This window comes from Arthrobacter sp. CJL-S3 (assembly GCF_056711635.1).
On sequence record NZ_CM160046.1, the window covers coordinates 3,790,622 to 3,810,263 of the forward strand.

Here is a 19,642-nt window from a genome sequence, read left to right on the forward strand (position 1 = left end):
CGGGAGGCCTCCGGTTACAGCGGGCCTGTTCCGTCCGGCAGGCTGCCGTCGACCGGGAAGGTCATGAACGCCGGCGTCTCGTAAGGATGCGCGGACAGTGCGGCGCCGACGACGGCGTCGCGGCGGGAGCGCGGGTAGATTGCCTCGATCCGGGTTTCCGGCACCTCCGCGGGGGAACTGATGGTGCCTATAGCCGGGTTTGCACCCTCCAACGGGGTGAAGCGTCCGGTCCCTTCGGCGCTGAACGAGCAGTGCGAGTAGTTGCCCAGCCTGCCCGCCCCGGCGTCGCCGATGGCCTGCCGGACGGCGTGCGCCGCTGCGGTGGGAACGTAGATGACCAGACAATCCATGGGCTCCATGGCCGAATTCTGCCACGGACCACCGGTGGATGGCGGGTGCTAACGCCTGAGCGCGGCCGAACCCACCGCGGGTTCCCGCGCGTGCACCGTCAGGGAAGCGGTTCCAGATCAGCGGTGACGATGATGTTGGTTCCCCGGAGGTCAGCGGTGTAGCAGCTGACCAGAATGAGCCGGTTGGGGATCCTGTCCCAGATGCGGCTGTCTTTGAGCGTGTTCTTGTCTTCTGTGGTGATCGTCTTGACGGTGTAGGTTGCCGGTCCGGCCGCAGTCGTGACGGTCAGCCGGTTTCCCGGCTTTGCCCGGCTGCTGAGGTGGTTGAAGGCCGAGTCGCGGCCCTCCCAGCTGTGGCCGATGATGTACGTGGTGTCGGTGGAGCCCGGGCTGCCGTAAGGGGTGAGCCAGTACGCGTCCGCCGTCAGCGGGGGAACGATTGTCGCCTGCGGTCCCAGGTCTTGCGGTGTCAGCGGCAACACGTCCTGGTCCATACCGATGACCGGATACGTGATGTGCAGCGGCGCGGATCCCTGGGGTGCCGGGGTGCTCGCCTCCGCAGTCAGCGGGGCGTCGGCGGGTGCGAGCGGTGCCGTCACCGGGGCGGGTCCCGCCGCGGGCGGGGGCGAAGCCGGCCCGGCCGTGAGGTAGACCGCGGCGGCCAGCGCAGCCGCTGTCAGCGCCCCAGCGAATATCATCCCGGTTCGTGGCCGGCGGCGGACGGAGGCCATGCCCGACGCGCCTTCGGCCGCGGTCTGGTCACCCACCGGCCGCGTCACCCGTCGCCACCGCGGTGGCGCGCGCGTGCTTTCGCTGCGGCGTCACTTGTTCCGTCGGAACAGGCGCCTTCCCTGGGTCAGCACCCACACCCCGATGAGCCCCGCGGCTGCCGCGCCGAAAACCATCCCTGCGTTGGAGGCAGGGGTTTCTGCCGCGGTATCAATATTCACGCCACGGCCCGTTCTTGTACCCGTTCCGGCGTCTGTTCCGGTACCCGGGCCGGCGTTCATCGCCCCAGCGGCGGGAGCGGGCGACGCCGAAGGTGTCGGGGCCGACGCTGCCGTGGCGGCTGCGGAGGGCACCGACGATGCTGCCGGCGTCGCTGAGGCCGAGGGCGAAGCCGTGGCGCAGCCGGGCATGGTGAAGACGTTTGTATCCAGCGCCACTTGCCCGTTCCGGGCCAGTGCCCTGCCCTGGACGGTGGTGCCGGTGGTGGCCGTGATGGAGGTCAGGGCCAGAATGTTGCCGTTGAACGTAGACGCTGTGCCCAGCGTTGCGGAGCTACCGACCTGCCAGTAGATATTGCAGGCCTGGGCACTGTTGGTCAGTACGATGCTGCTTGCCGTGGCGGTCGTCAGGGTTGAGGCGACCTGGAATATGAACACCGAGTTCGGGTTCCCCTGGCCGTTCAGGGTCAGCGCGCCGCTGACGGAGAGCGGGCCGGTGGATTTGTAGACGCCCGGGGTCAGGGTTTTCCCGACCAGGTCACCGGCCACACTGGCGGTCATGGCCCGGCCTGCTGCGTCGTCGTAGGCGGTGGTCAGGTCGGACTGGGCCTGGAGGGCGTGCGCGTCGGCCGCGTGGGTGGCGCCGGCTACGAGGCCCGGCTTAAAGCCCGTGATCGCACTGCCAGGGTTCACCCCGAGGTCTCCCGCCAGGGTCGTGGGTCCGGAGTTGGTGACTGTTGTTCCGCCCAGGACGGAGTACCCGGCTGCCGTCCCCAGTCCGACCGGGGCGTCAGCGGCGTACGCCGGAGACTGCCCCACCAGTGCCAATGCCAGCAGCGCAGATGCACCCATGGCGGCCCCCACCGCGGTCCGGCGTCGCCGGCGGAGTCGCTGCTGGCCGGATCCATCACCGGACTCGATTCGAGCATGGCTGTGGGCAGAAGATTTCGAAAGCAAAGTGGGGTCCCTTGTTGATCGGCGGCCCGGCCGACCGCGAGGGTCCCGTAGCTTTGCGTCGCGGATTCGCACCCGGTTTGCCCTTGTCGATGAGCGGATGCTCGCTCGGTCTTCGGCAACCCTAACAGCCCGTCACCACTGCGGAGGAGTTGACGCGTTGTGCCGACGGATTAGATGTTCAGTCCCGCCGGCCGCGACTCTACATGAGAACAATTCTTATTAGCAAGGCGATGCGGACCTCTTTCGACATGATTGCTATTGATAATCATTTGCATCTAGGCTGACCGGCGGACGACAGTCAGTTGGCGAGGGAAGAGGAACGGCAGATGGTTTGGCGCAGGGTAAGAATGTTGAGCGCGGCGGCAGCCGCCGTCGCGGTGATGGCGGCATGCGCCGGGGAAGGCGCCCCAAGCAGCCACGCAGCACAGCGGCCGCTGAAGGTCGTGGGACAGTTCGAGCTGCACAGCCTGGACCCCTCCACCAGCGGCGGGTTTTTCACCCGCCTGCAGGTCGCCGAAACCTTGGTCGACGCCGACCTCCGCGGCGCACTGCAGCCGGGACTGGCCACCGGTTGGGAGGTGTCCCCCGACGGACTCTCCTGGCGTTTCTCGCTGCGCCCCGAAGCCATGTTCCATGACGGAACGCCGGTGACCGCTGGCTCCGTCGCCGCCGCGCTGGAGACCGCCCGGACAAAGGCCGGAACCCCGCTGGCGACGGTTCCTGTCGCGGCAATAACCGCCGACGGCGGGGATGTGCGGGTAACGCTGTCGCAGCAGTTCGCCCCGCTGGCGGCCGTGCTGGCGCACACCAGCACGCAGATTCTCGCCCCGAGCTCCTACGGCCCGGATCGGGCCGTGACCAAGGTCGTCGGTTCCGGCCCCTACCGGGTCGAGCGGCTGGAGCAGCCGTCCACCATTGAATTGACGGCGTTCGAGCACTGGCAGGGCAGGAAGCCGGCCATCGCCGAGGTGGCTTACCAGGCCGCCGGACGATCGGAAAGCCGGGCGCTGATGGCCGAGAGCGGCCAGGCCGATGTCACTTTCGGCATGGACCCGACCAGCCTGCAGCGCCTCAAACAGGCCGGCAAGCTGACCATCGCCGATGTCACCCTGCCCCGCACGATCCTGCTCAAGGTCAACGCAGGCCACACGATCCTCGGTGACGTGCGGGTCCGGCGCGCCCTGAGCATGGCGCTGGACCGGGAGTCGATGGCGACTGCGCTGCTCCGGGACCCGGAGATGGCCGCCACCCAGCTCTTCCCGCCCTCCCTCCCGGAGTGGCACCGGGATTCCATCACACCCCTGGCCCACGACCCGTCCGGTGCGCGGGAGCTTCTGGCCGGGGCCGGCTGGCAGCCCGGCGGCGACGGCATCCTGGAGCGGAACGGCGAAAAGTTCGCTGTCACGCTGCGCACCTTCCCGGACCGCCCGGAACTGCCGATCATTGCTACCGCCATCCAGGCGAAGCTGAAGGACCTGGGAATTGCCCTCGACGTGAAGGTCGGCAACTCCAGCGAGATCCCGGCCGGGCACCAGGACGGCTCTCTCGAACTGGGACTGTATGCCCGCAACTACGCCCTCGTCCCCGACGCCCTGGTGACTCTGGCCGACGATTTCGGACCCACCGGTGCCGACTACGGCGCCATGGGCTGGGACAACGCCACCCTGACGTCAACGCTGAACGCCATGGCCCGCGGCACCGACCCCGAGGGACTGGAGGACGGGCGGCGGCAGGCGACGGACATCCTGCAGAGCGAACTGCCCATCATCCCGGTGGCCTGGTACCGGCAGAGCGCTGTGGTGAGCCACCGCGTGGAGGGCCTCGCCCTAGACCCGTTCGAGCGGTCCTGGCGGCTCACCGAGCTGACCTGGGCAAAGTAGGCAGGGATGAAACTTATGAACTTCTCACCACCCACACCCCGAGCCCCCGCGGGCCCAGCCCTGCGCGTGATGCGGCAACGCGCCATCCAGGCGGCGACGGTGGTCCTGCTCGTCTCCACGGCCTGCTTCGCCATCATCCAAAGCCTCCCCGGCGACATCGCCTTCCGCATCGCCGCGGGGCGCTACGGCTACGACCAGGCGACCGCTGCCTCGGCGGACACGGTCCGCGCGGAACTGGGGCTGGACCGCCCGGCCTGGCAGCAGCTCCTCGGCTGGCTTGGTGACCTGCTCACCCTGGATCTGGGCACCTCGCTGGTCACCGGCGCCAGCGTCGCCGGCGAACTCGGCCTGTATCTTTCCAGCAGCCTCCAGCTCGCCGCCGCCGCGCTGGCCATCGCGCTGACTGCCGGCGCCACAGCCGGCGCGCTGGCTGCGTCCCGTCCCGGCGGGATCCTGGACCGGCTCACGACCCTGTGGGTCTCCGGCGCGCGGTCGCTGCCGCCCTTTTTGCTCGGGCTGGTCCTGATCCTGGTGTTCTCGGTCCACCTCGGGGTGCTTCCCGCCGCGGGGCACGGCGACGCCGGGAACATCGTGCTCCCGGCGGTGACACTCGCCGTCGGACTCTCCGGGCTGTTTGCCCGCGTGACCCGCGACACCGTCGCCCAGATCCGGCAATCGGACTACGTCCGGTTCGCCGCGACCAAGGGCCTGGGCGGCCGGCTGGTGTTCCTGCGCCACGTGCTCCGGAACGCCAGCGTGACCCTGCTGCCCTATGTCGGGGTGCAGCTGCTGGTCCTCATCGAGGGCGTCGTCGTCGTCGAAAGCCTCTTCGCCTGGCCCGGGCTGGGCCACGCCCTCGTGCACGCGATCTTCTGGCGGGACCTGCCCATGATCCAGGCGACCGCCCTTGCCCTTGCCCTCCTCGTGGTCGCCCTGAACACCGTCGTGGACCTGGGCACTCTCGCCCTGGATCCCCGTCCCCGCCGCAGGGAGCTGGTTCTGTGATCACGCCCGCTCAGCGCGCGGCCGCTGCCCTGCTGGTTCTGCTGGGGCTTTTCGCAGCCGCGGGGCCGCTGGCCTGGCCGGACCACGCAGCGCAGGACCTGTCGCGCTTCCTGGAACCGCCCAGCCTGGCGGATCCGCTCGGCCGCGACCATCTGGGCCGGAGCGTCGTCGCCCGGCTGGCCCACGCCACGCAGCTGTCCCTGCTGATGGCCGTTCTGTGCGTCGCCACCGCCCTCCTGGTCGGATCCCTCGCCGGCATCATCGCGGCCTGGCGCGGCGGCTGGATCGACACCGTCCTGCACGGCCTGTCCGAAGCCTTCATTGCGCTTCCGGCCCTCCTGGTGGTCCTTATCTTCTCGGCCGTCGCGAACGGTGACCTGTGGACGCTCTACGTCGGGCTCGCCCTGGCGCAATGGGTGGAGTATTTCCGCATGGTCCGTTCCCGCAGCGGGCTCGTCCTCGCCGGCCCGGCCGTCGAGGCCGCCGGGATGCTCCGGCTGGGACCCGCCCACCTCATCCGCCGCCACCTCTGGCCCGAGCTGCGGCCGCTGCTGACCACCATGGCAACGTTCGGCATCGGATCCTCCATCCTGGCCTTGTCCACCCTCGGGTTCGTCGGCATCGGGATCCGGCCGCCCACCCCGGAACTGGGGCTGATGGTCACCGAGGCGTTCCCCTACTACCACGAGGCCCCTTGGATGTCCCTGGCCCCGGTCCTGGTTCTCGCCACCATCCTGATCGGGCTGCTGAGCCTGCGAAACAAGGAGGCCCGCCCGTGAGCATGCGCCTGAACGATCTGACAGTCACCCATGCCGGCACGGTCCTGGTCGACGTCGCCGGACTGGACTTCGAACCGGGGATGCCGGTGACGATCGTCGGCGAAAGCGGCTCCGGGAAGTCGCTGCTGGCCCACGCGATCATGGGAACCCTCCCCGCCAACCTCCTGGCGCGGGGCGACCTGTCCGTCGACGGCCGCAGCTACGACCTCGCCGACCGGGCAAACCGGCGCCCCCTCTGGGGACCGGTGATGGCCCTGTTGCCGCAGGAACCCGGGCTCGCCCTCGACCCCACCATGCGCACCCGGGAGCAGGTCGCCGAAGGTGCGGCCACGTTCGCCACGGACAAGCGCAGCGGGCGGCGTGCCGCCGGAACCCTGCTCGCCTCCCTCGGACTCGGACACGCCGCGGCGGCGTTTCCGCACACCCTCTCCGGCGGCATGGCCCAACGGGTCGCGTTCGCCGCCGCCACGATCGGCGGCGCCCCCGTACTGATCGCGGACGAACCCTCCAAGGGCCTGGACCTGCAGTCCCGCACTGAACTGGCGGAACTCCTCAAACGGCACCTTGGCGGGGGCGGCATGCTGCTCACCATCACCCACGATCTGGACCTGGCCCGCGAACTCGGCGGCGAGGTACTGGTGATGAAGGACGCCCACATCCTGGAACACGGCCCGGCCGGGCATGTGCTGGCGGACCCCGCGCACCCCTACACCCGGCGGCTGCTGGCGGCCGAACCTGCTCACTGGAGGCACTCGTGGAAACGTGCCGAGCCGCCCGCAGAGGCACCTGGTCGGCCGCTCATTGCCGGGACAGGGCTGGGCAAGGCCTTCGCCGGACAGCAGCTCTTCGCGGACCTGTCCGTCGCCGTCGGCGCCGGCGAACGGGTCTCGCTCAGCGGTGCCAGCGGGAGCGGTAAGACCACCCTGGGCAATGTATTGCTCCGTCTGCTGCCGCCGGACACCGGCCGCGTGGACCACGGCCCCGCGCTTCGCGGGGGCCGCCTGCAGAAGCTCTACCAGGACCCTGCCGCGGCCTTCGCGTCGCGGGTCCCGCTCCGGGATTCCTTCGGCGACGTCCTCCGCCGCCACGGGCTGACAACGGGCCGCCTCGACGAGCTCATGGCCTCGCTCCGCCTCGCCCCGGCACTGCTGCAGCGCAGGCCCGGGCAGGTTTCCGGAGGGGAGCTGCAGCGCCTGGCGATCATCCGGTCCATGCTGCTGGACCCTGCCCTGGTCTTCGCCGACGAGCCGACCTCGCGCCTTGACCTCATCACCCAGGAGGAAACCATCAGCTGCCTCATGGACCAGGTGGACCGCACCGGCGCCGCACTGCTGCTGGTCACCCACGACGTGGCCCTGGCCGACGCCGTCACACACCGCCGGATACCGCTCGGGCTGAAACAGGGTGCGGCCGCGGGGGTGACAACCTCTTCGTGAAAGGGCCGTGTCACCAGCCATTGACGGTTGCAGCCGCCCTGAGGAGTATTTGTTGCATCGGGCCGGCCAGTCCAACCCGCTTGAATGGTTGGCCGGACCCAAGGACAAGCTAAGGATCTGATGCCATGTCCTGTGGATGGGTGCGCGCGTCCTGGTCCATGTGGGCCGGCGTTATTGCGGCGGTCCTGGCAGCGTCGACGGGATGCACTCCGGCGCCCCAGCCCACCGGTCCACCATCCCCCACCACCCTCAACGTCACGACCTCTCTTGATGAGTTTGCCAACAAGATGCGCGACGCCGGAGCGCCCGCGGTTCTGGTTCAGGCGAAGATGCGCGGCGAAGAATGGTCGAAGGCCTACGGTGTGCGGAGTTTGGAAAGCGAGGAGCCTGCCCGGATTAGCGACCGGGTATGGGTGGGTAGCGTGACCAAGAGCTTCGTGGCCGTCTCGGTCCTCAAGCTGGTTGCGGAGGGACGGCTGGGGCTTGAGGACCACGTCAGCCAGATCCTTCCCGAGGTCGGGAGCCTGTTGCGCCCACCCGAGCAGGTCACCGTGAGGCAGTTGCTGCAGCACCGGTCGGGCATGCCGGACTATGTGATCCCGATGCTGCAGCAAGGCAGCCTGCGCGAGGTGTTTGATACCCCGCTGAGCCACACGGAGCGGCTCGCCCTGGCGGGAACCCAGAAGTGGGAACGGAAACTTGCCCAGGGCTTTGAGTACTCAAATTCAAACTACATCGCCCTGGGAATGATCGTGGAGCGGCTTCGCGCCCGGCCCATCGGCGATGTCCTGCGGACCGACATCGTGGAGCCGCTGAATCTGAAGGGAACTGCCATGACCCAGTCCGGTCCAGCTCCGGGCGACATGGTCCGCGGCTACATCACCGTCTTCGGCGAGCGCAGGGACGTCAGCAGTATCGAGATGCTCGTCGGGTCGCCCGACGGCGGGCTGATCTCCACCGTGGGCGATCTGAACACGTTTTATTCGGCGCTGCTGCGGGGACAGCTGCTGCCGTTGGCCCTGGTGGCCGAAATGCAAAGCCCGCTCTATGCGCGTTATGGTCTGGGCATTGGCCGCTGGAACGACACGTGCACCAACAATTTCTATTACGGCCACGGAGGGGATCTGCCGGGGTACGGAACCTTCTCGGTCTCCAGCGCGGACGGTTCGCGACAGGTTTCCATGTCATTTACGCATCCACCCGGCCCCTTCGGTGTCAGGGACAACGGATTCGTGGACGAGATGGCCGAGACCGTGGTGGAAGCGCTGAATGCCGCCTGCTGACGGCGCCATTGTGGAGCCTTGCGTTCCTCTGCCCGTCACGTGGCGTAGCGTGTCCTTCAATTACTGTTCGGGTCTTGGGGGGACACAGTGAACTGGCCGATTGCAGATGCGCCGCGCTTCAGGCGCCGCCTCGAGCTGACCACCTGGCGGAAGGTCTTCGCGGCCGCGATCTTTGCGGTCAACGTCTACGTGATTGTGCGGATCCTCTGGCGGTACTGGGGCCCGGGAGCAATCCTGCCCAGCCTGCTGGTCGCGGCCGTCATGACCGCCCTGATTGTCTGCGCGCAGTTCCTGGCGCTGCCGGCCCTTCGGAGGCGGCTGACGCCGCTGCCCGTCGCCCAGCTCCTTGGCCAGGGCAGCGCCCCCGCGGCCGGGCTGCCCGCGCCCGGCGGAATCTCCGCGGACGGCCACCGACCAGCGCCCGTTTCGGGGACCACGCTCCCGCGCGGCGACGAGGAACGCCGTCGCCCGCTGCTCGTCACCTTGCAGGCGCGGCTCCGACGCTCAGCACCGTCGGCCCCGGGGGAACCGGGAACCAAGACCGGGGAGCTTGAGGCACTTCTTGATCAGGAACCTCTCGCGGTACTCGAGGCGCTGACGGCGAATCTGCGGCCCGATGATGACTTGGCGTTCTTCCTCCACACGTGGGCCGCCGTCCCCAGCAGCTTCAAGCTCGATTTCCTGACCTTCAGGAACGTCTTCGACGCCGAACGGCTGGACGCGACGAGCGGAACCACGGCCGGGGCGGCCGCAGCGGTGCTGCGCAGTGTCCACGCCGCAATTCGCGTCTGGCCCGGGTCGAGCCTCGCCGTCGAGGGGGTGAGGTACTACTCGGAGGAGGGAATCACTGAGCTGCTCAAGGTGGCCTACGGGTCCTACCTGCGTCTGGCGCGGACGCTCTGGGGCATGATGTCCAATGCCCAGCGGCGTGCCGTCGCCACCCGGGTCGTTTACTCCCAGGCCGCGTCCATGAGCATGACAGGACCGCTGGCAGCTGTCGTCCTCGGCCACACGGGAAAGTCTGCGGCGATCCTGGCGTACATGGAGCGTCGCGACGTCCACCCCTACAAGGTCAACGTGGCCGGTCTTGTGAGCCACCTTGCCAAGCAGGCTGCCTGACCCGGGCTGGCGTCATCCCATCGCCAGGATCAAATAGAGGGCCGCGAGGACGAGCGCGGTGGGCGTCATAACAAAGCGTTCCGGTTTGCTCCGGGATATCCCGTTCATGATCACACCGAGCGCGAAGTACCCCGTCAGCACCCAGATCGAGATCGAAGCGACACTCTCATTGACCAGGGGCAGCACCAGGCCCGCTTTGGCCGCCGCGGCGTAGCCGAACACGGCGTAGAGGACTATTGACAGTGCACTGCCGAACCTCAGCCCGGTCGGCAGGACCTCGTGTTGTCCGCCCCACGCCAGCCGGCCCAGCGGCGCTCCGCCGATCAGGGCGCACTGAAAGACGGCCAGGCAGGCCAGCACCGAGCAGGCGGCCAACGCGGCAAATTCGTCCGGCGTCATCACGATCCCCATCTTTCGTTCCCGTCAGTATCTCCCTTGGCTGGGAACAGGCTACGCCGTGGATTGCTCGCTAGGTTTTCTCCACCCACTGGGCGCGCCAGGCCGGCGCTTCGAAGGCCTCACTCCAGTACGCCGTTTCTTTGGCAATCTTGCCGTCCCGGAACTCGAAGATGAAGACCGTTTCGTACTTCGGGCCGCCATAATCCAAGGACGCCTCGGCGACCACCAGGTTCCCGCCACTGACCAGTCTGCGGGGCGTGATGGTCGGCAACTGCGGGAAGGCGCTGTAGATTCCCCTCCGGCTCTCGGCGCCGCGCACCAGTTCCCCGGACTGCGGCCAGTGCATAACCGCGTCGTCATGAAACAGCTCGTCCATGATTTCAACCCGACGGTCGTTGATGCAGGCGATCAGTCGGTTGACCACTTTTTCGTTTGCCTTGGATTGATCCACAGTCGTTGGCTCCATGCCATGCATTGTGCTCCCGCAGGGTGGTTTCCGCCACAGCCGTCGCCTGGCCGCCTGGCGTTGCCCATGGTGTTGCGGGCGGACTGTATCGGCCATATTGTTGGGCAACAGGCGGACCCAGCGCCTAACCTTCGTTCCGGAACCCACGCTGCCGGCTCACAGAAGGCAAAGGAGGTCAGGCCTCCGGGTAGGATGATCGGTTCCTTTCGACGGTGCCAGCCGGTGCGGAAGTGCGTGGGACTCCCTGCATTGGCTGTGATCGAAAGCGAGCGGCATGGTCCAGAACAAACGCTTCAAAGCCCGGATCCGGGGACGTATGGCCAAGACCGGCGAAAGCTACACGGCTGCCCGCCGTCAGCTGCTCGCCTCATCGGCGCCGGCCCCGGCCCCGGCTGCCGGGCTGCTACCCGGATACCGGCCCCAGGCCACTGCCACCCAGCGTGACGCCGGGTTGTGGTCACGGGTCCTGGCCCACGCCGGAGTCGCCGATCCGCTGACCGGGGAGCCGTTCAGCGAGGCGATGCTGGCCGGGCTGGCCGGCGGTATCGGCTTTATGATGTTCACCTTCGAGTATCAGGAGGTGACGACGGCGACGGTGGTCACCCGGTTCCACCCTGGCCCCTACGTGGGAAATCTGATCGCCCGGTCGGGGGCCGCCATCGAGCAGCAAACCACCGGCAGTCCCGCGGTGGCAAGGACCCGGCTCGAGTCCGCTCTCGACACCGGGGCCGCCGTCGTGGTTCGGCTGACTCCGGGCAGGCTGACCGGGACCATATCCGAATATGAAGAATCGGCGGATGTTGTGGTGGCCGGACGCAGCGAGGGCACGTATCTCATCGACGACGGCGGCGGCCGGGTGGAGGCCCGCGGCCCGGCGGAACTGGCCGCCGCCAGGGCAGGCCGGAAGACCGACAAGCACTGGCAGGCCCACGTGACCGGGAGTGGAACGCAGAATCCTGACGTTCACGAAGCACATGTCCGGTCCGCGATCCGGGACACGGCAGAAGCGCTGCTCAGCACCCACGGCCAGGCCGGGATCCCCGAGCGTTTCAGCAGGAACTTCGGCATCAGCGGAATCCGGACCTGGGCGGACCGCTTGCGCGACACCCGCACAAGGAAAGGGTGGCCAGCCATGTTCGCCGACGACCAGCGGCGGTCCCAGGCGCTCACCCAGGTCCAGGGATTCCTGGCCGGCGATGAATGGTCCGGGCCCGGTGCGCTCCGGCCGCTGTACGCCCGTTTCCTGGAGGAGGCCGCAGGACTTGATGGCCTCGCTGCCCTGCGGGATGTGGCTGCGCAGTACGACGCGCTGGGAACTAGATGGGACGGGCTGGCGGACATGATCGATCCGGGCTGCCCGGCCGGGGACCGCGCGGCGCATTTCGCTGACCTGGCCGCAACCCTGGAATCCCTGGCGCTCGACGAGGAAACGGCGGCCAACGCCCTCCTCGGGGCCGCCACCTGACAGTCGCCGTTCGGGTCCGGTCCGAGCTGCGGCCAAGGGATGCTGGTCGGCCGCCGGACCGGTGCCTAACCCGTCAGCTCGGCGGCGGCGAAGGAAACAGCGAAACGCGCGCACCAGATACTTACCGAGCTGTAGTCGGCCAGGTTCGCTGCAGGCGAGATCTCGTAGTTCTGATCGCCCTTGTTGGCCTTGAGCGCACCCAGATCGAGGTAGGCCCCGTCGTCGAAGACATGCCAGCCCGCCGGTCCCGGGATCACCGGGGCGTCGCTGAGCCACACCCGAAGGTCCGGGCCGTCCGAGGTATCGAGGCCTTCAAGCCGCAGAATCCGGCGCCCGTCGGGAAGTTCGAGGATTTTCACGGTTCCGGAGCTGGCATGTTCGTGGCTGATCAGTCCGCCCGTCACGAGTTCACGCGGCCCGGTCGCGGTGGGCTCAGCCGATGGCGCCGCGGCCTGGCTGGCGGCCTGGCTGGTCGGCGCAACGGCCGGAATGCCCTCGGTCACGGTGGAACTGGTGAAGATCCGCCACGGCTGGAACAGATACAGCCCGACCGCGACCGCGACGGCGGTCAGGAGGACCGCGACGGGCATGGCAAGGCGCCTGTTCATGCCTTTCCAACGGCCGGACCGGCAGCGGGGTTCCGGACGACAGTGCGGGACCGGACCGCCAGTCTGTCGACGGCGCGCGGATGTGCCGGGCGTTGCCAGGGAGGGTAGTTTGAGGGCATGACGGCCAGCTACAGGTACGACGTCGAGATCGTGCACCTCCTCGTGTCCCCGGCACACGCATACTTCGGCCGCGCCCGCGAGGGCGCAGCGGACGTCCCGACCACGGACGCCGAGCGGGTGCAGCTGGTGGCGGGCAAGGGCATCGTCGGCGACCGGTTCTTCGGCAAGGCCGCACACATGGACGCCGCTGTCACGCTGATCGCGGTCGAGGCCCTCGAGGCGATGGCCGCGGAACTCGGAGCCGGACCGTTCGACCCGCTCCTGACCCGCCGCAATGTGGTCATCAGAGGCGCCCAGCTGGCTCCCCTTATCGGCGGAGACTTCGCGCTCGAGTCACGCGGGGAACTGGTGCGGCTCCGGGCCGGCCGTCCGGCCCATCCCTGCGCCTGGATGGACCAGATGCTCGCCCCGGGGGCGCACGCGGCCATGCGCGGGCGGGGCGGGGTGCGCTGCCAGTCGCTCTCGGACGGCCTGCTGTACCGCGGTCCGGCCGTGCTGATCAGCCCCGTACCGCTGGATCCCGAGCAGGCCGGCACGCCAACTCTGCTGCGGCCGTCCCGGCTGCCGTAGAGCCCTCCTTTTGACTTATCCACAGCCCGGATGAGCATAATGCAAGAGGACCGCCGACCTTATTGGATCGTAGGCGGACCGCTCGGAACAGTCGTGCAGGACCATTTTCCTGCCGACAGCAAACACCCGTGGCCCTTTCTCCCGTTGCAGGCACAGGCCGGCAGGGATTGATTATCGAGGCCCGGCGCGCAGCCGCGCCGGCAGTGTCATTGAAGAAGCCGTTATCCGCCGTGCGCCTTTGCGCCGTCTGCGGTGCGGCCGGTGTGCCTCGCAGCCACCGCATGCCTTCCGAGCGTCGAATCTGATGGAGAAGATCCAACGAACAGGAGTAGGCATGTCAATGCGAGTCGGAATTATCGGGGCTGGCCCCAGCGGTATGGCACAGCTACGGGCGTTTGAGTCGGCACGGCAGGCAGGAGCCAGCGTCCCGGACATCATGTGCTTTGAAAAGCAGGGCGACTGGGGCGGGCAGTGGAACAACAGCTGGCGGATCGGCCTGGATGCCTTCAGCGAACCCGTGCACAGCAGCATGTACCGGCATCTGTGGTCCAACGGCCCGAAGGAGTGCCTGGAGTTCGCCGACTACACTTTCGATGAGCATTTCGGCCGGGCAATCTCGTCCTATCCCCCGCGCGAGGTCCTCTTCGATTACATCAAGGGCCGGGTGGAAAAATCCGATGTGCGCAAGTACGTACGTTTCAATACGGTGGCCCGCTGGGTTTCCTATGACGAACAGGCCCAGGAATTTACCGTCACCGTCGAGGACCTGGCCACCGAGACCACCGAGACCCACGTCTTCGACAAGCTCGTGGTCTCCACCGGCCACTTCTCCTTCCCGCATGTCCCCGAGTTCGAGGGCATCGGCGACTTCCCGGGCGAGGTGCTGCATGCCCACGATTTCCGCGGCGCCGAACGGTTCGCCGGCCAGAACATCCTGCTGATCGGCAGCAGCTACTCCGCCGAGGACATCGGCATGCAGACCCATAAAATGGGTGCGAAGTCCGTGACGTTCAGTTACCGCAGCGCCCCGATGGGCTTCGATTGGCCCGAGAACGCGACGGAACGCCCCCTGGTGACACGGTTCGAGGGGAGCACGGCGCACTTCAGCGACGGCACCACCGGTGACTTCGACGCCGTCGTCCTCTGCACCGGTTACCAGCACAAGTACCCGTTCCTGCCCAGCGGACTGTCGCTGAAGTCGCGCAACGTGCTCTACCCGGACCACCTCTACAAAGGCGTGGTCTGGCAGGACAACACCAACCTCTTCTACCTCGGCGCGCAGGACCAGTACTACACCTTCAACATGTTCGACGCGCAGGCGTGGTTCGCCCGCGATGTGATGCTTGGCCGCATCGAGCTGCCGGACGCCGCGGAGCGGGCAGCCGACATCACGGTCTGGCTGGAGCGGCAGGCTGCCCTGGCGAGCCACGATGCCGAGGCGGATTACCAGACGGACTATCTGCGCGACCTCATCGCGCTGACGGACTACCCGGAGTTCGATCTGAACACCGTTTCCGCGCTGTTCAAGCAGTGGATGCACGACAAGGAAGACAACATCCTCGGATACCGGGACAACGTGCACCGTTCGGTGATGACCGGCACGATGGCTGCGCGGCACCACACACGCTGGATCAACGCCATGGATGACAGCCTGGCGCGCTACCTGCAGGGCCCGTCGGAGAATGCGGACACCGGCGCCCTCGCGGCCCTCACCGCGGCGGCCCCCACGGGACAGCACGGGTAGCTTCGGACTCCAGTACGGTGAATTCGGTCAAGGCGTGGTCGGTGGGGATGCGGCGCGGCGCGGTCCCAGCGAAGAAGATCCACACGCCGCCGCCGCCGTCGACGGTCACTTCATCGACGATACCTATGCCCAAGTCCTGGTCGCCGACCCGGACGTGGACCTCCTGCCCGCGCCTCAGCTCACTCCCGTGAACATTCCTCCCGGACTTTCCTTCGAAGCTCATGGCGGCGCCTTCCCGTGATCGGAGATGGGTCCTCTCCAGCGTAGGCGCGCCCGATTAACGGCCGGTTAACGCACCTGCACGGGGAACGTCTGCCCAGCACGGGAAGTCAGCCCGGGGCAACCCCGGCCACCGCCCACGCGCGGCAAAAGTTGCTTGACGCCGAAATCGGCCCTGAATCACAATGAAAAAGTGAGCGACGCCGAGAGGGAACCGACCATCCGCAAGGTTGCGGACCGCCTCGCCCCCCGCTTCCCCGCGACGCCACGGCACCGCATTGAAGGAATCGTCGCGGAGGAATACGACGCGCTGGAAACCGGACGGATCAGAATCTACATCCCGACGCTGATCGAAAACAGCGCCCGCACCCGGCTCCACCGTGAGCTCAATAATTAGGCAGCCGAAAACCCAGTCCGGGTACCCTCGTGGACAACATCGTTCTGGGTAGGTTGCTGATGCCTGGGCTGGCCTAGGCTGGAGCGACGGAAAAGTTTTCTGATTGGGGACCAGATATGAACCGACTTACTTTGGGTACTGCCACAGCCATCATCGCTGTCTCCTTGGTGTCATGTTCCACTTCCGATGTCACGCCACCGCCGGCGGACGGTGGGACATTCGAGACGATTGAAGATTTGAAGGATGCTGTGGAATCCGCTGGCCTGCGATGCCCGGAGTTGGTCTTGAACACACCACCTGCCAAGTACGCCTCCTCCTCGGGAAGCTGTGGCGAGTTCTTATTCCTTGCTACCTACAGCAGCGACATGTACTTGGAGCAGCAGCTTGATTTCGCGAAGTCGGCTGGGCAGAATGCGATCAACGTCGGCAAAAACTGGACCGTAGTAAGCGAAGACCCGAAACTCATCCAGAAGAACCTAGGCGGCACCATCCTCCACACAGGGCCGTAGCTCCCTTTCTACCCTAGGGACTTTGGGCACAGGCCCGGGCAGGACCAACCCGCCTAAAATTGAGCATGGCCAGTTCCGCCACGCCCACAGTGGACCGCGACGGCGACGCACGGAAGTAAGAACTCGTGTCCAATGCGGAGATCGAAGACCTGCGCGCATTGCTTGAAGAAGTCATCAGGCTCCGGCGCAGCATCAAGCACGCCGAAACACGCAGCGGCGGCCGGATCGACGCCGTAAGACCCCGGCACCGCGAGAGTGCCCTCAACCTCGTTCACTACACCGAGCTGCGCCGCCACGACATCCGCGATCTCCAAGTACGGCTCTCCAAGTACGGCCTGTCCTCGCTCGGACGCACTGAATCACACGTGCTTCCCAGCATCGAGACGCTGATCTGGACCCTGACCCGGCTGGTCAACCCTGATGCCGAGCACCCTGCGGCCCCTTCCGGTTTTCCGGATGGCGGCGAGATGCTCGCCCGGAATGCTGTCAACCTCCTCGGACCCAGGCCGGAAGACCGGTCCACGCGCATCATGGTCACTCTGCCGAGCGGGGCGGCGACGGACGCATCGCTGGTGCGCGGCATGGTCGAGCGGGGGATGGATCTGGCCCGCATCAACTGCGCCCACGACGGGCCCCAGGCGTGGCGGCACATGGTCGACCATATCCGGACCGCAGAAAACGGCACCGGGAAGCGGTGCCTTATCGCGATGGACCTCGCGGGCCCCAAACTGCGCACCGGCCCGGTCCGCCCTGGCCCCCGGGTGCTCCGGGTCAAGCCGGTCCGCAGCAAGACGGGCACGGTCCTGGAACCGGGACGCGTGTGGCTCGGCGCCGCACCTGAAACAGCGCCCGGCCCGGAGTTGCCGGTGATTCCGCTGGAGAACAACGCGTGGGCCGGTTCCCGGAGGCGAGGCCAGAAAATCAAACTAGATGATGCCCGCGGAGCCCGCCGCACCCTCGTGGTCGAGCACACGACCCCCACCGGGTGCCTCGTAACGCTGGCCAAGACGGCCTACTTCACACCCGGGACGAAACTCACCGCTGTCCTGGACCCGGCGGCCGGCAAGAAGGGCCGCCACGATTCGGGGCGCCGGTCCGTCAAGGTTGGGGAACTCCCGGCCGTGGAGGAAGGCCTGCTGATCCAGCAGGGTGACAGCCTTGTGCTGAGCAGCAACCTGGACCCTGCAGACAGCACGTCCACGGACAACCACCGCATCGGGTGCACGCTCGCCAGCGCGCTGGCGGATGCCCGCGCGGGGGAACGGATCTGGTTCGACGACGGAAAGATCGGCGGAGTGATCACCGCCGTCGGGCCGGGAGAGCTCACGGTCAGGATCACGTCCGCCGCGCCGCAGGGCAGGCGGCTCCGCGCAGGCAAGGGCATCAACCTCCCGGACTCGCGGCTCACCGTCTCGGCCCTGACCGAGCAGGACGCCGCCGATCTGGAGCACGTCAGGGAACTGGCCGACATCGTCAGCATGTCCTTTGTCCGAAGAGCCACGGACGTGCGGGAACTCCTGGCCCACCTCGACCCGGAGCGGGACCGGAACCTGGACATTTTGCTCAAAATCGAGACCGTCGCGGCTTTCAAAGCACTGCCGGACATCCTGCTTGAACTCATGAAGTGGGCCGATGTCGGCGTCATGATCGCGCGCGGCGACCTCGCCGTGGAAGCCGGCTTCGAACGGCTCGCAGAGGTCCAGGAGGAAATCCTGTGGCTCTGCGAGGCTGCCCACGTCCCGGTCGTCTGGGCCACCCAGGTGCTCGACACCCTCGCCCGGACCGGCATGCCGTCCCGGGCCGAAGTGACGGACGCCGCCATGGCCCAGCGCGCCGAGTGCGTCATGCTCAACAAAGGACCCTTCATCAACGAGGCCATCAGCATGCTCGCGGACATCCTCGGCCGGATGCAGGACCATACGCAGAAAAAAAGCAGCCTCCTCAGACGGCTCCGCGCCTGGGACCAGAACGGCACCGGCGCCCTTGAAGCGGGGCCGGACGCGCGGCCGGATGCAGGGGCGGACGCAGGCCCGGAAGCAGGCCAGGAACCGGACACGGCAGCGGGCGCGGGCGCGGGCGCGGGTCCATCATGGAGCTGACGGCCATAGTCCTGATCACTGCCCTCCTGTTCGCGTGGGCACTGGTTTCGGAGCGGCTGCAGCAGGCGGACCTGACCGCTCCGATTGTGTTCACCGCCGTGGGAGCGGCCTTGGCCTGGTCGGGGCTGGTCGACGGCTCCTCGCCCCCGGAGGGTCTCACCCCGATGCTCGAGCTCACGCTGGTCTGGGTGCTCTTCTCCGACGCCGCCCGCCTGCCCCTCCAGCAGCTGCGCCGGGACGTGGGCCGGTACGTGCGGCTGCTGGGAGTCGGCCTGCCGCTGACAATCGTGTTCGGGTGGGTCCTGGCCATCTGGTTCTTCCCCCAGTTCGGGCTGTGGCTGGCCCTCCTCGTCGGCGCGTCGCTGGCCCCCACCGACGCTGCCCTCGGGGTCCCCGTGGTGACGAATCCGGCGGTGCCGTCGCGGATCCGCCAGCTGATCACGGTCGAAAGCGGCCTCAACGACGGCATCGCCACCCCGGTCGTGATGGTCGCGATCGCCGGCGCCGCCGCCGCGGCAGGCCTGGAGGGCGCCGCCGGCCCCGGCAGCGCCGCCGTCGAACTGCTCATCGGTGCCGGCGTCGGCGCGGCGGTCGGCGCCCTGGGCGGGTGGCTGCTGCAGCTGGCCCGCCAGCGCGGGACCGCCGTCGAGGACTTCGCCGGCATCGGAGTCCTCGCCCTGAGCCTGCTCGCCTACTCCGCTGCCCTCGCCGTGGGCGGCAACGGGTTCGTGGCCGCGTTCTGCGGCGGGCTGGCGTTCGGCACGTGCGCCGGTCAGCGGGGTCCGGCCGAACTGGTCTTCGTCGAGCAGATGAGCGGACTGGTCTCACTGCTCGTGTGGCTGGCTTTCGGAGCCATCGCCGTTCCGACGATGCTGGCGAACTATGTCCCCCTGACGCTCGTGTACGCCGTCCTCAGCCTTACGGTGGTGCGCATGCTGCCGGTGGCACTGGCCACGATAGGCGCCGGCCTCGACCGTTCCACCGTCCTGTTTGTGGGGTGGTTCGGTCCGCGCGGTCTGGCATCGCTTGTGTTCGCGCTGCTGGCGCTGGAAGCCCTCGGGGCCGTGTCCGACGGGGCGGTGGCCGTCATCGCGGCCACCGTCCTGCTCAGCGTCCTGGCCCACGGCCTCAGTGCCGCTCCGCTGGCCGCCCGCTACGGACGGGCCGCTGCCGCAGCGGGGCCGGAGCCCGGCGGCCCGGTGCCGGTCACGCCCGCGCCCGCCCGGGGGCTGAGCCGACAGCACATACCCCTCCCCCGTTTCCGGCCCAAGCGGGCCCGACCGTAGCCCG

At 67.8% G+C, this 19,642-nt stretch carries 20 protein-coding genes and 1 riboswitch; of the genes, 13 read left to right on the forward strand and 7 right to left on the reverse strand.

Annotation, left to right across the window (positions count from 1 at the left end):
- Nucleotides 1-14: 14 nt before the first annotated feature.
- From AC06G6_RS17405 to AC06G6_RS17415, 3 genes are all read right to left on the reverse strand, one after another.
- Nucleotides 15-359 (reverse strand): hypothetical protein, encoded by a 345-nt coding sequence (locus tag AC06G6_RS17405; protein ID WP_479824158.1) that lies wholly within the window; start codon nt 357-359, stop codon nt 15-17.
- Nucleotides 360-448: 89 nt separating this feature from the next.
- On the reverse strand, nt 449-1,117 hold the full coding sequence (locus AC06G6_RS17410; protein WP_479824160.1) for a class F sortase: 669 nt from the start codon (nt 1,115-1,117) through the stop codon (nt 449-451).
- Between the two features lie 54 nt (nt 1,118-1,171).
- Entirely contained in the window at nt 1,172-2,149 is a 978-nt protein-coding gene (locus AC06G6_RS17415; RefSeq protein ID WP_479824162.1) for an ice-binding family protein, read from the reverse strand.
- 122 nt (nt 2,150-2,271) lie between these two features.
- A riboswitch (cyclic di-GMP riboswitch) is annotated at nt 2,272-2,346 on the reverse strand.
- A gap of 255 nt (nt 2,347-2,601) precedes the next feature.
- Between AC06G6_RS17415 and AC06G6_RS17420 the strand changes: the two genes are divergently transcribed.
- The 6 genes from AC06G6_RS17420 to AC06G6_RS17445 all read left to right on the forward strand — a co-directional run bounded on the left by AC06G6_RS17420 (nt 2,602) and on the right by AC06G6_RS17445 (nt 9,756).
- Entirely contained in the window at nt 2,602-4,134 is a 1,533-nt protein-coding gene (locus tag AC06G6_RS17420) for an ABC transporter substrate-binding protein (RefSeq protein ID WP_479824164.1), read from the forward strand.
- A 15-nt stretch (nt 4,135-4,149) separates the two neighbouring features.
- A complete protein-coding gene (locus tag AC06G6_RS17425) occupies nt 4,150-5,139 on the forward strand; it encodes an ABC transporter permease (protein ID WP_479824166.1) in 990 nt (329 codons plus the stop codon).
- Entirely contained in the window at nt 5,136-5,918 is a 783-nt protein-coding gene (locus tag AC06G6_RS17430; RefSeq protein WP_479824168.1) for an ABC transporter permease, read from the forward strand. The genes AC06G6_RS17425 and AC06G6_RS17430 overlap by 4 nt, the downstream gene beginning before the upstream one ends.
- 2 nt (nt 5,919-5,920) lie before the next feature.
- Nucleotides 5,921-7,354 carry an ABC transporter ATP-binding protein gene (locus AC06G6_RS17435; protein ID WP_479828744.1) on the forward strand — a complete coding sequence of 478 codons (1,434 nt, stop codon included), beginning with the start codon at nt 5,921-5,923 and terminating at the stop codon, nt 7,352-7,354.
- A 140-nt stretch (nt 7,355-7,494) separates the two neighbouring features.
- Complete coding sequence (locus AC06G6_RS17440; RefSeq protein ID WP_479824170.1) at nt 7,495-8,637, forward strand: serine hydrolase domain-containing protein; 1,143 nt, start codon at nt 7,495-7,497, stop codon at nt 8,635-8,637.
- Nucleotides 8,638-8,724: 87 nt separating this feature from the next.
- Nucleotides 8,725-9,756: a hypothetical protein gene (locus AC06G6_RS17445; RefSeq protein ID WP_479824172.1), complete on the forward strand. Its 1,032-nt coding sequence runs from the start codon at nt 8,725-8,727 to the stop codon at nt 9,754-9,756.
- A 12-nt stretch (nt 9,757-9,768) separates the two neighbouring features.
- Here the strand turns inward: AC06G6_RS17445 and AC06G6_RS17450 are convergent, their stop codons facing one another.
- Nucleotides 9,769-10,155, reverse strand: coding sequence for a hypothetical protein (locus tag AC06G6_RS17450; protein WP_479824174.1), 387 nt, complete (start codon nt 10,153-10,155; stop codon nt 9,769-9,771).
- Nucleotides 10,156-10,225: 70 nt separating this feature from the next.
- Nucleotides 10,226-10,621, reverse strand: coding sequence for a nuclear transport factor 2 family protein (locus tag AC06G6_RS17455; RefSeq protein WP_479824176.1), 396 nt, complete (start codon nt 10,619-10,621; stop codon nt 10,226-10,228).
- A 274-nt stretch (nt 10,622-10,895) separates the two neighbouring features.
- Here AC06G6_RS17455 and AC06G6_RS17460 point away from each other — a divergent pair, with 274 nt between their 5' ends.
- Nucleotides 10,896-12,086, forward strand: coding sequence for a DUF4872 domain-containing protein (locus AC06G6_RS17460; protein ID WP_479824178.1), 1,191 nt, complete (start codon nt 10,896-10,898; stop codon nt 12,084-12,086).
- Between the two features lie 65 nt (nt 12,087-12,151).
- On the opposite strand, the gene AC06G6_RS17465 is transcribed toward AC06G6_RS17460, so the two are convergent.
- Complete coding sequence (locus AC06G6_RS17465) at nt 12,152-12,694, reverse strand: DM13 domain-containing protein (RefSeq protein ID WP_479824180.1); 543 nt, start codon at nt 12,692-12,694, stop codon at nt 12,152-12,154.
- 117 nt (nt 12,695-12,811) lie between these two features.
- Here AC06G6_RS17465 and AC06G6_RS17470 point away from each other — a divergent pair, with 117 nt between their 5' ends.
- Both AC06G6_RS17470 and AC06G6_RS17475 read left to right on the forward strand, forming a co-directional pair.
- The gene (locus tag AC06G6_RS17470; protein WP_479824182.1) at nt 12,812-13,384 is read left to right on the forward strand and encodes an MOSC domain-containing protein; all 573 of its coding nucleotides are present in this window, start codon (nt 12,812-12,814) and stop codon (nt 13,382-13,384) included.
- 334 nt (nt 13,385-13,718) lie between these two features.
- A complete protein-coding gene (locus AC06G6_RS17475) occupies nt 13,719-15,128 on the forward strand; it encodes an NAD(P)-binding domain-containing protein (RefSeq protein WP_479824184.1) in 1,410 nt (469 codons plus the stop codon).
- Here the strand turns inward: AC06G6_RS17475 and AC06G6_RS17480 are convergent.
- The gene (locus AC06G6_RS17480; RefSeq protein WP_479824186.1) at nt 15,094-15,351 is read right to left on the reverse strand and encodes a hypothetical protein; all 258 of its coding nucleotides are present in this window, start codon (nt 15,349-15,351) and stop codon (nt 15,094-15,096) included. The genes AC06G6_RS17475 and AC06G6_RS17480 overlap by 35 nt on opposite strands.
- Before the next feature lie 189 nt (nt 15,352-15,540).
- On the opposite strand from AC06G6_RS17480, the gene AC06G6_RS17485 reads away from it, so the two are divergent.
- The 4 genes from AC06G6_RS17485 to AC06G6_RS17500 all read left to right on the forward strand — a co-directional run bounded on the left by AC06G6_RS17485 (nt 15,541) and on the right by AC06G6_RS17500 (nt 19,638).
- Nucleotides 15,541-15,744, forward strand: coding sequence for a three-helix bundle dimerization domain-containing protein (locus AC06G6_RS17485; RefSeq protein ID WP_479824188.1), 204 nt, complete (start codon nt 15,541-15,543; stop codon nt 15,742-15,744).
- 116 nt (nt 15,745-15,860) lie between these two features.
- Nucleotides 15,861-16,253 carry a hypothetical protein gene (locus AC06G6_RS17490; RefSeq protein WP_479824190.1) on the forward strand — a complete coding sequence of 131 codons (393 nt, stop codon included), beginning with the start codon at nt 15,861-15,863 and terminating at the stop codon, nt 16,251-16,253.
- Between the two features lie 125 nt (nt 16,254-16,378).
- A complete protein-coding gene (locus tag AC06G6_RS17495) occupies nt 16,379-18,352 on the forward strand; it encodes a pyruvate kinase (protein WP_479824192.1) in 1,974 nt (657 codons plus the stop codon).
- Nucleotides 18,343-19,638, forward strand: a complete 1,296-nt coding sequence (locus tag AC06G6_RS17500) for a cation:proton antiporter (protein WP_479824194.1) — start codon at nt 18,343-18,345, stop codon at nt 19,636-19,638. The genes AC06G6_RS17495 and AC06G6_RS17500 overlap by 10 nt, the downstream gene beginning before the upstream one ends.
- Nucleotides 19,639-19,642 lie beyond the last annotated feature (4 nt).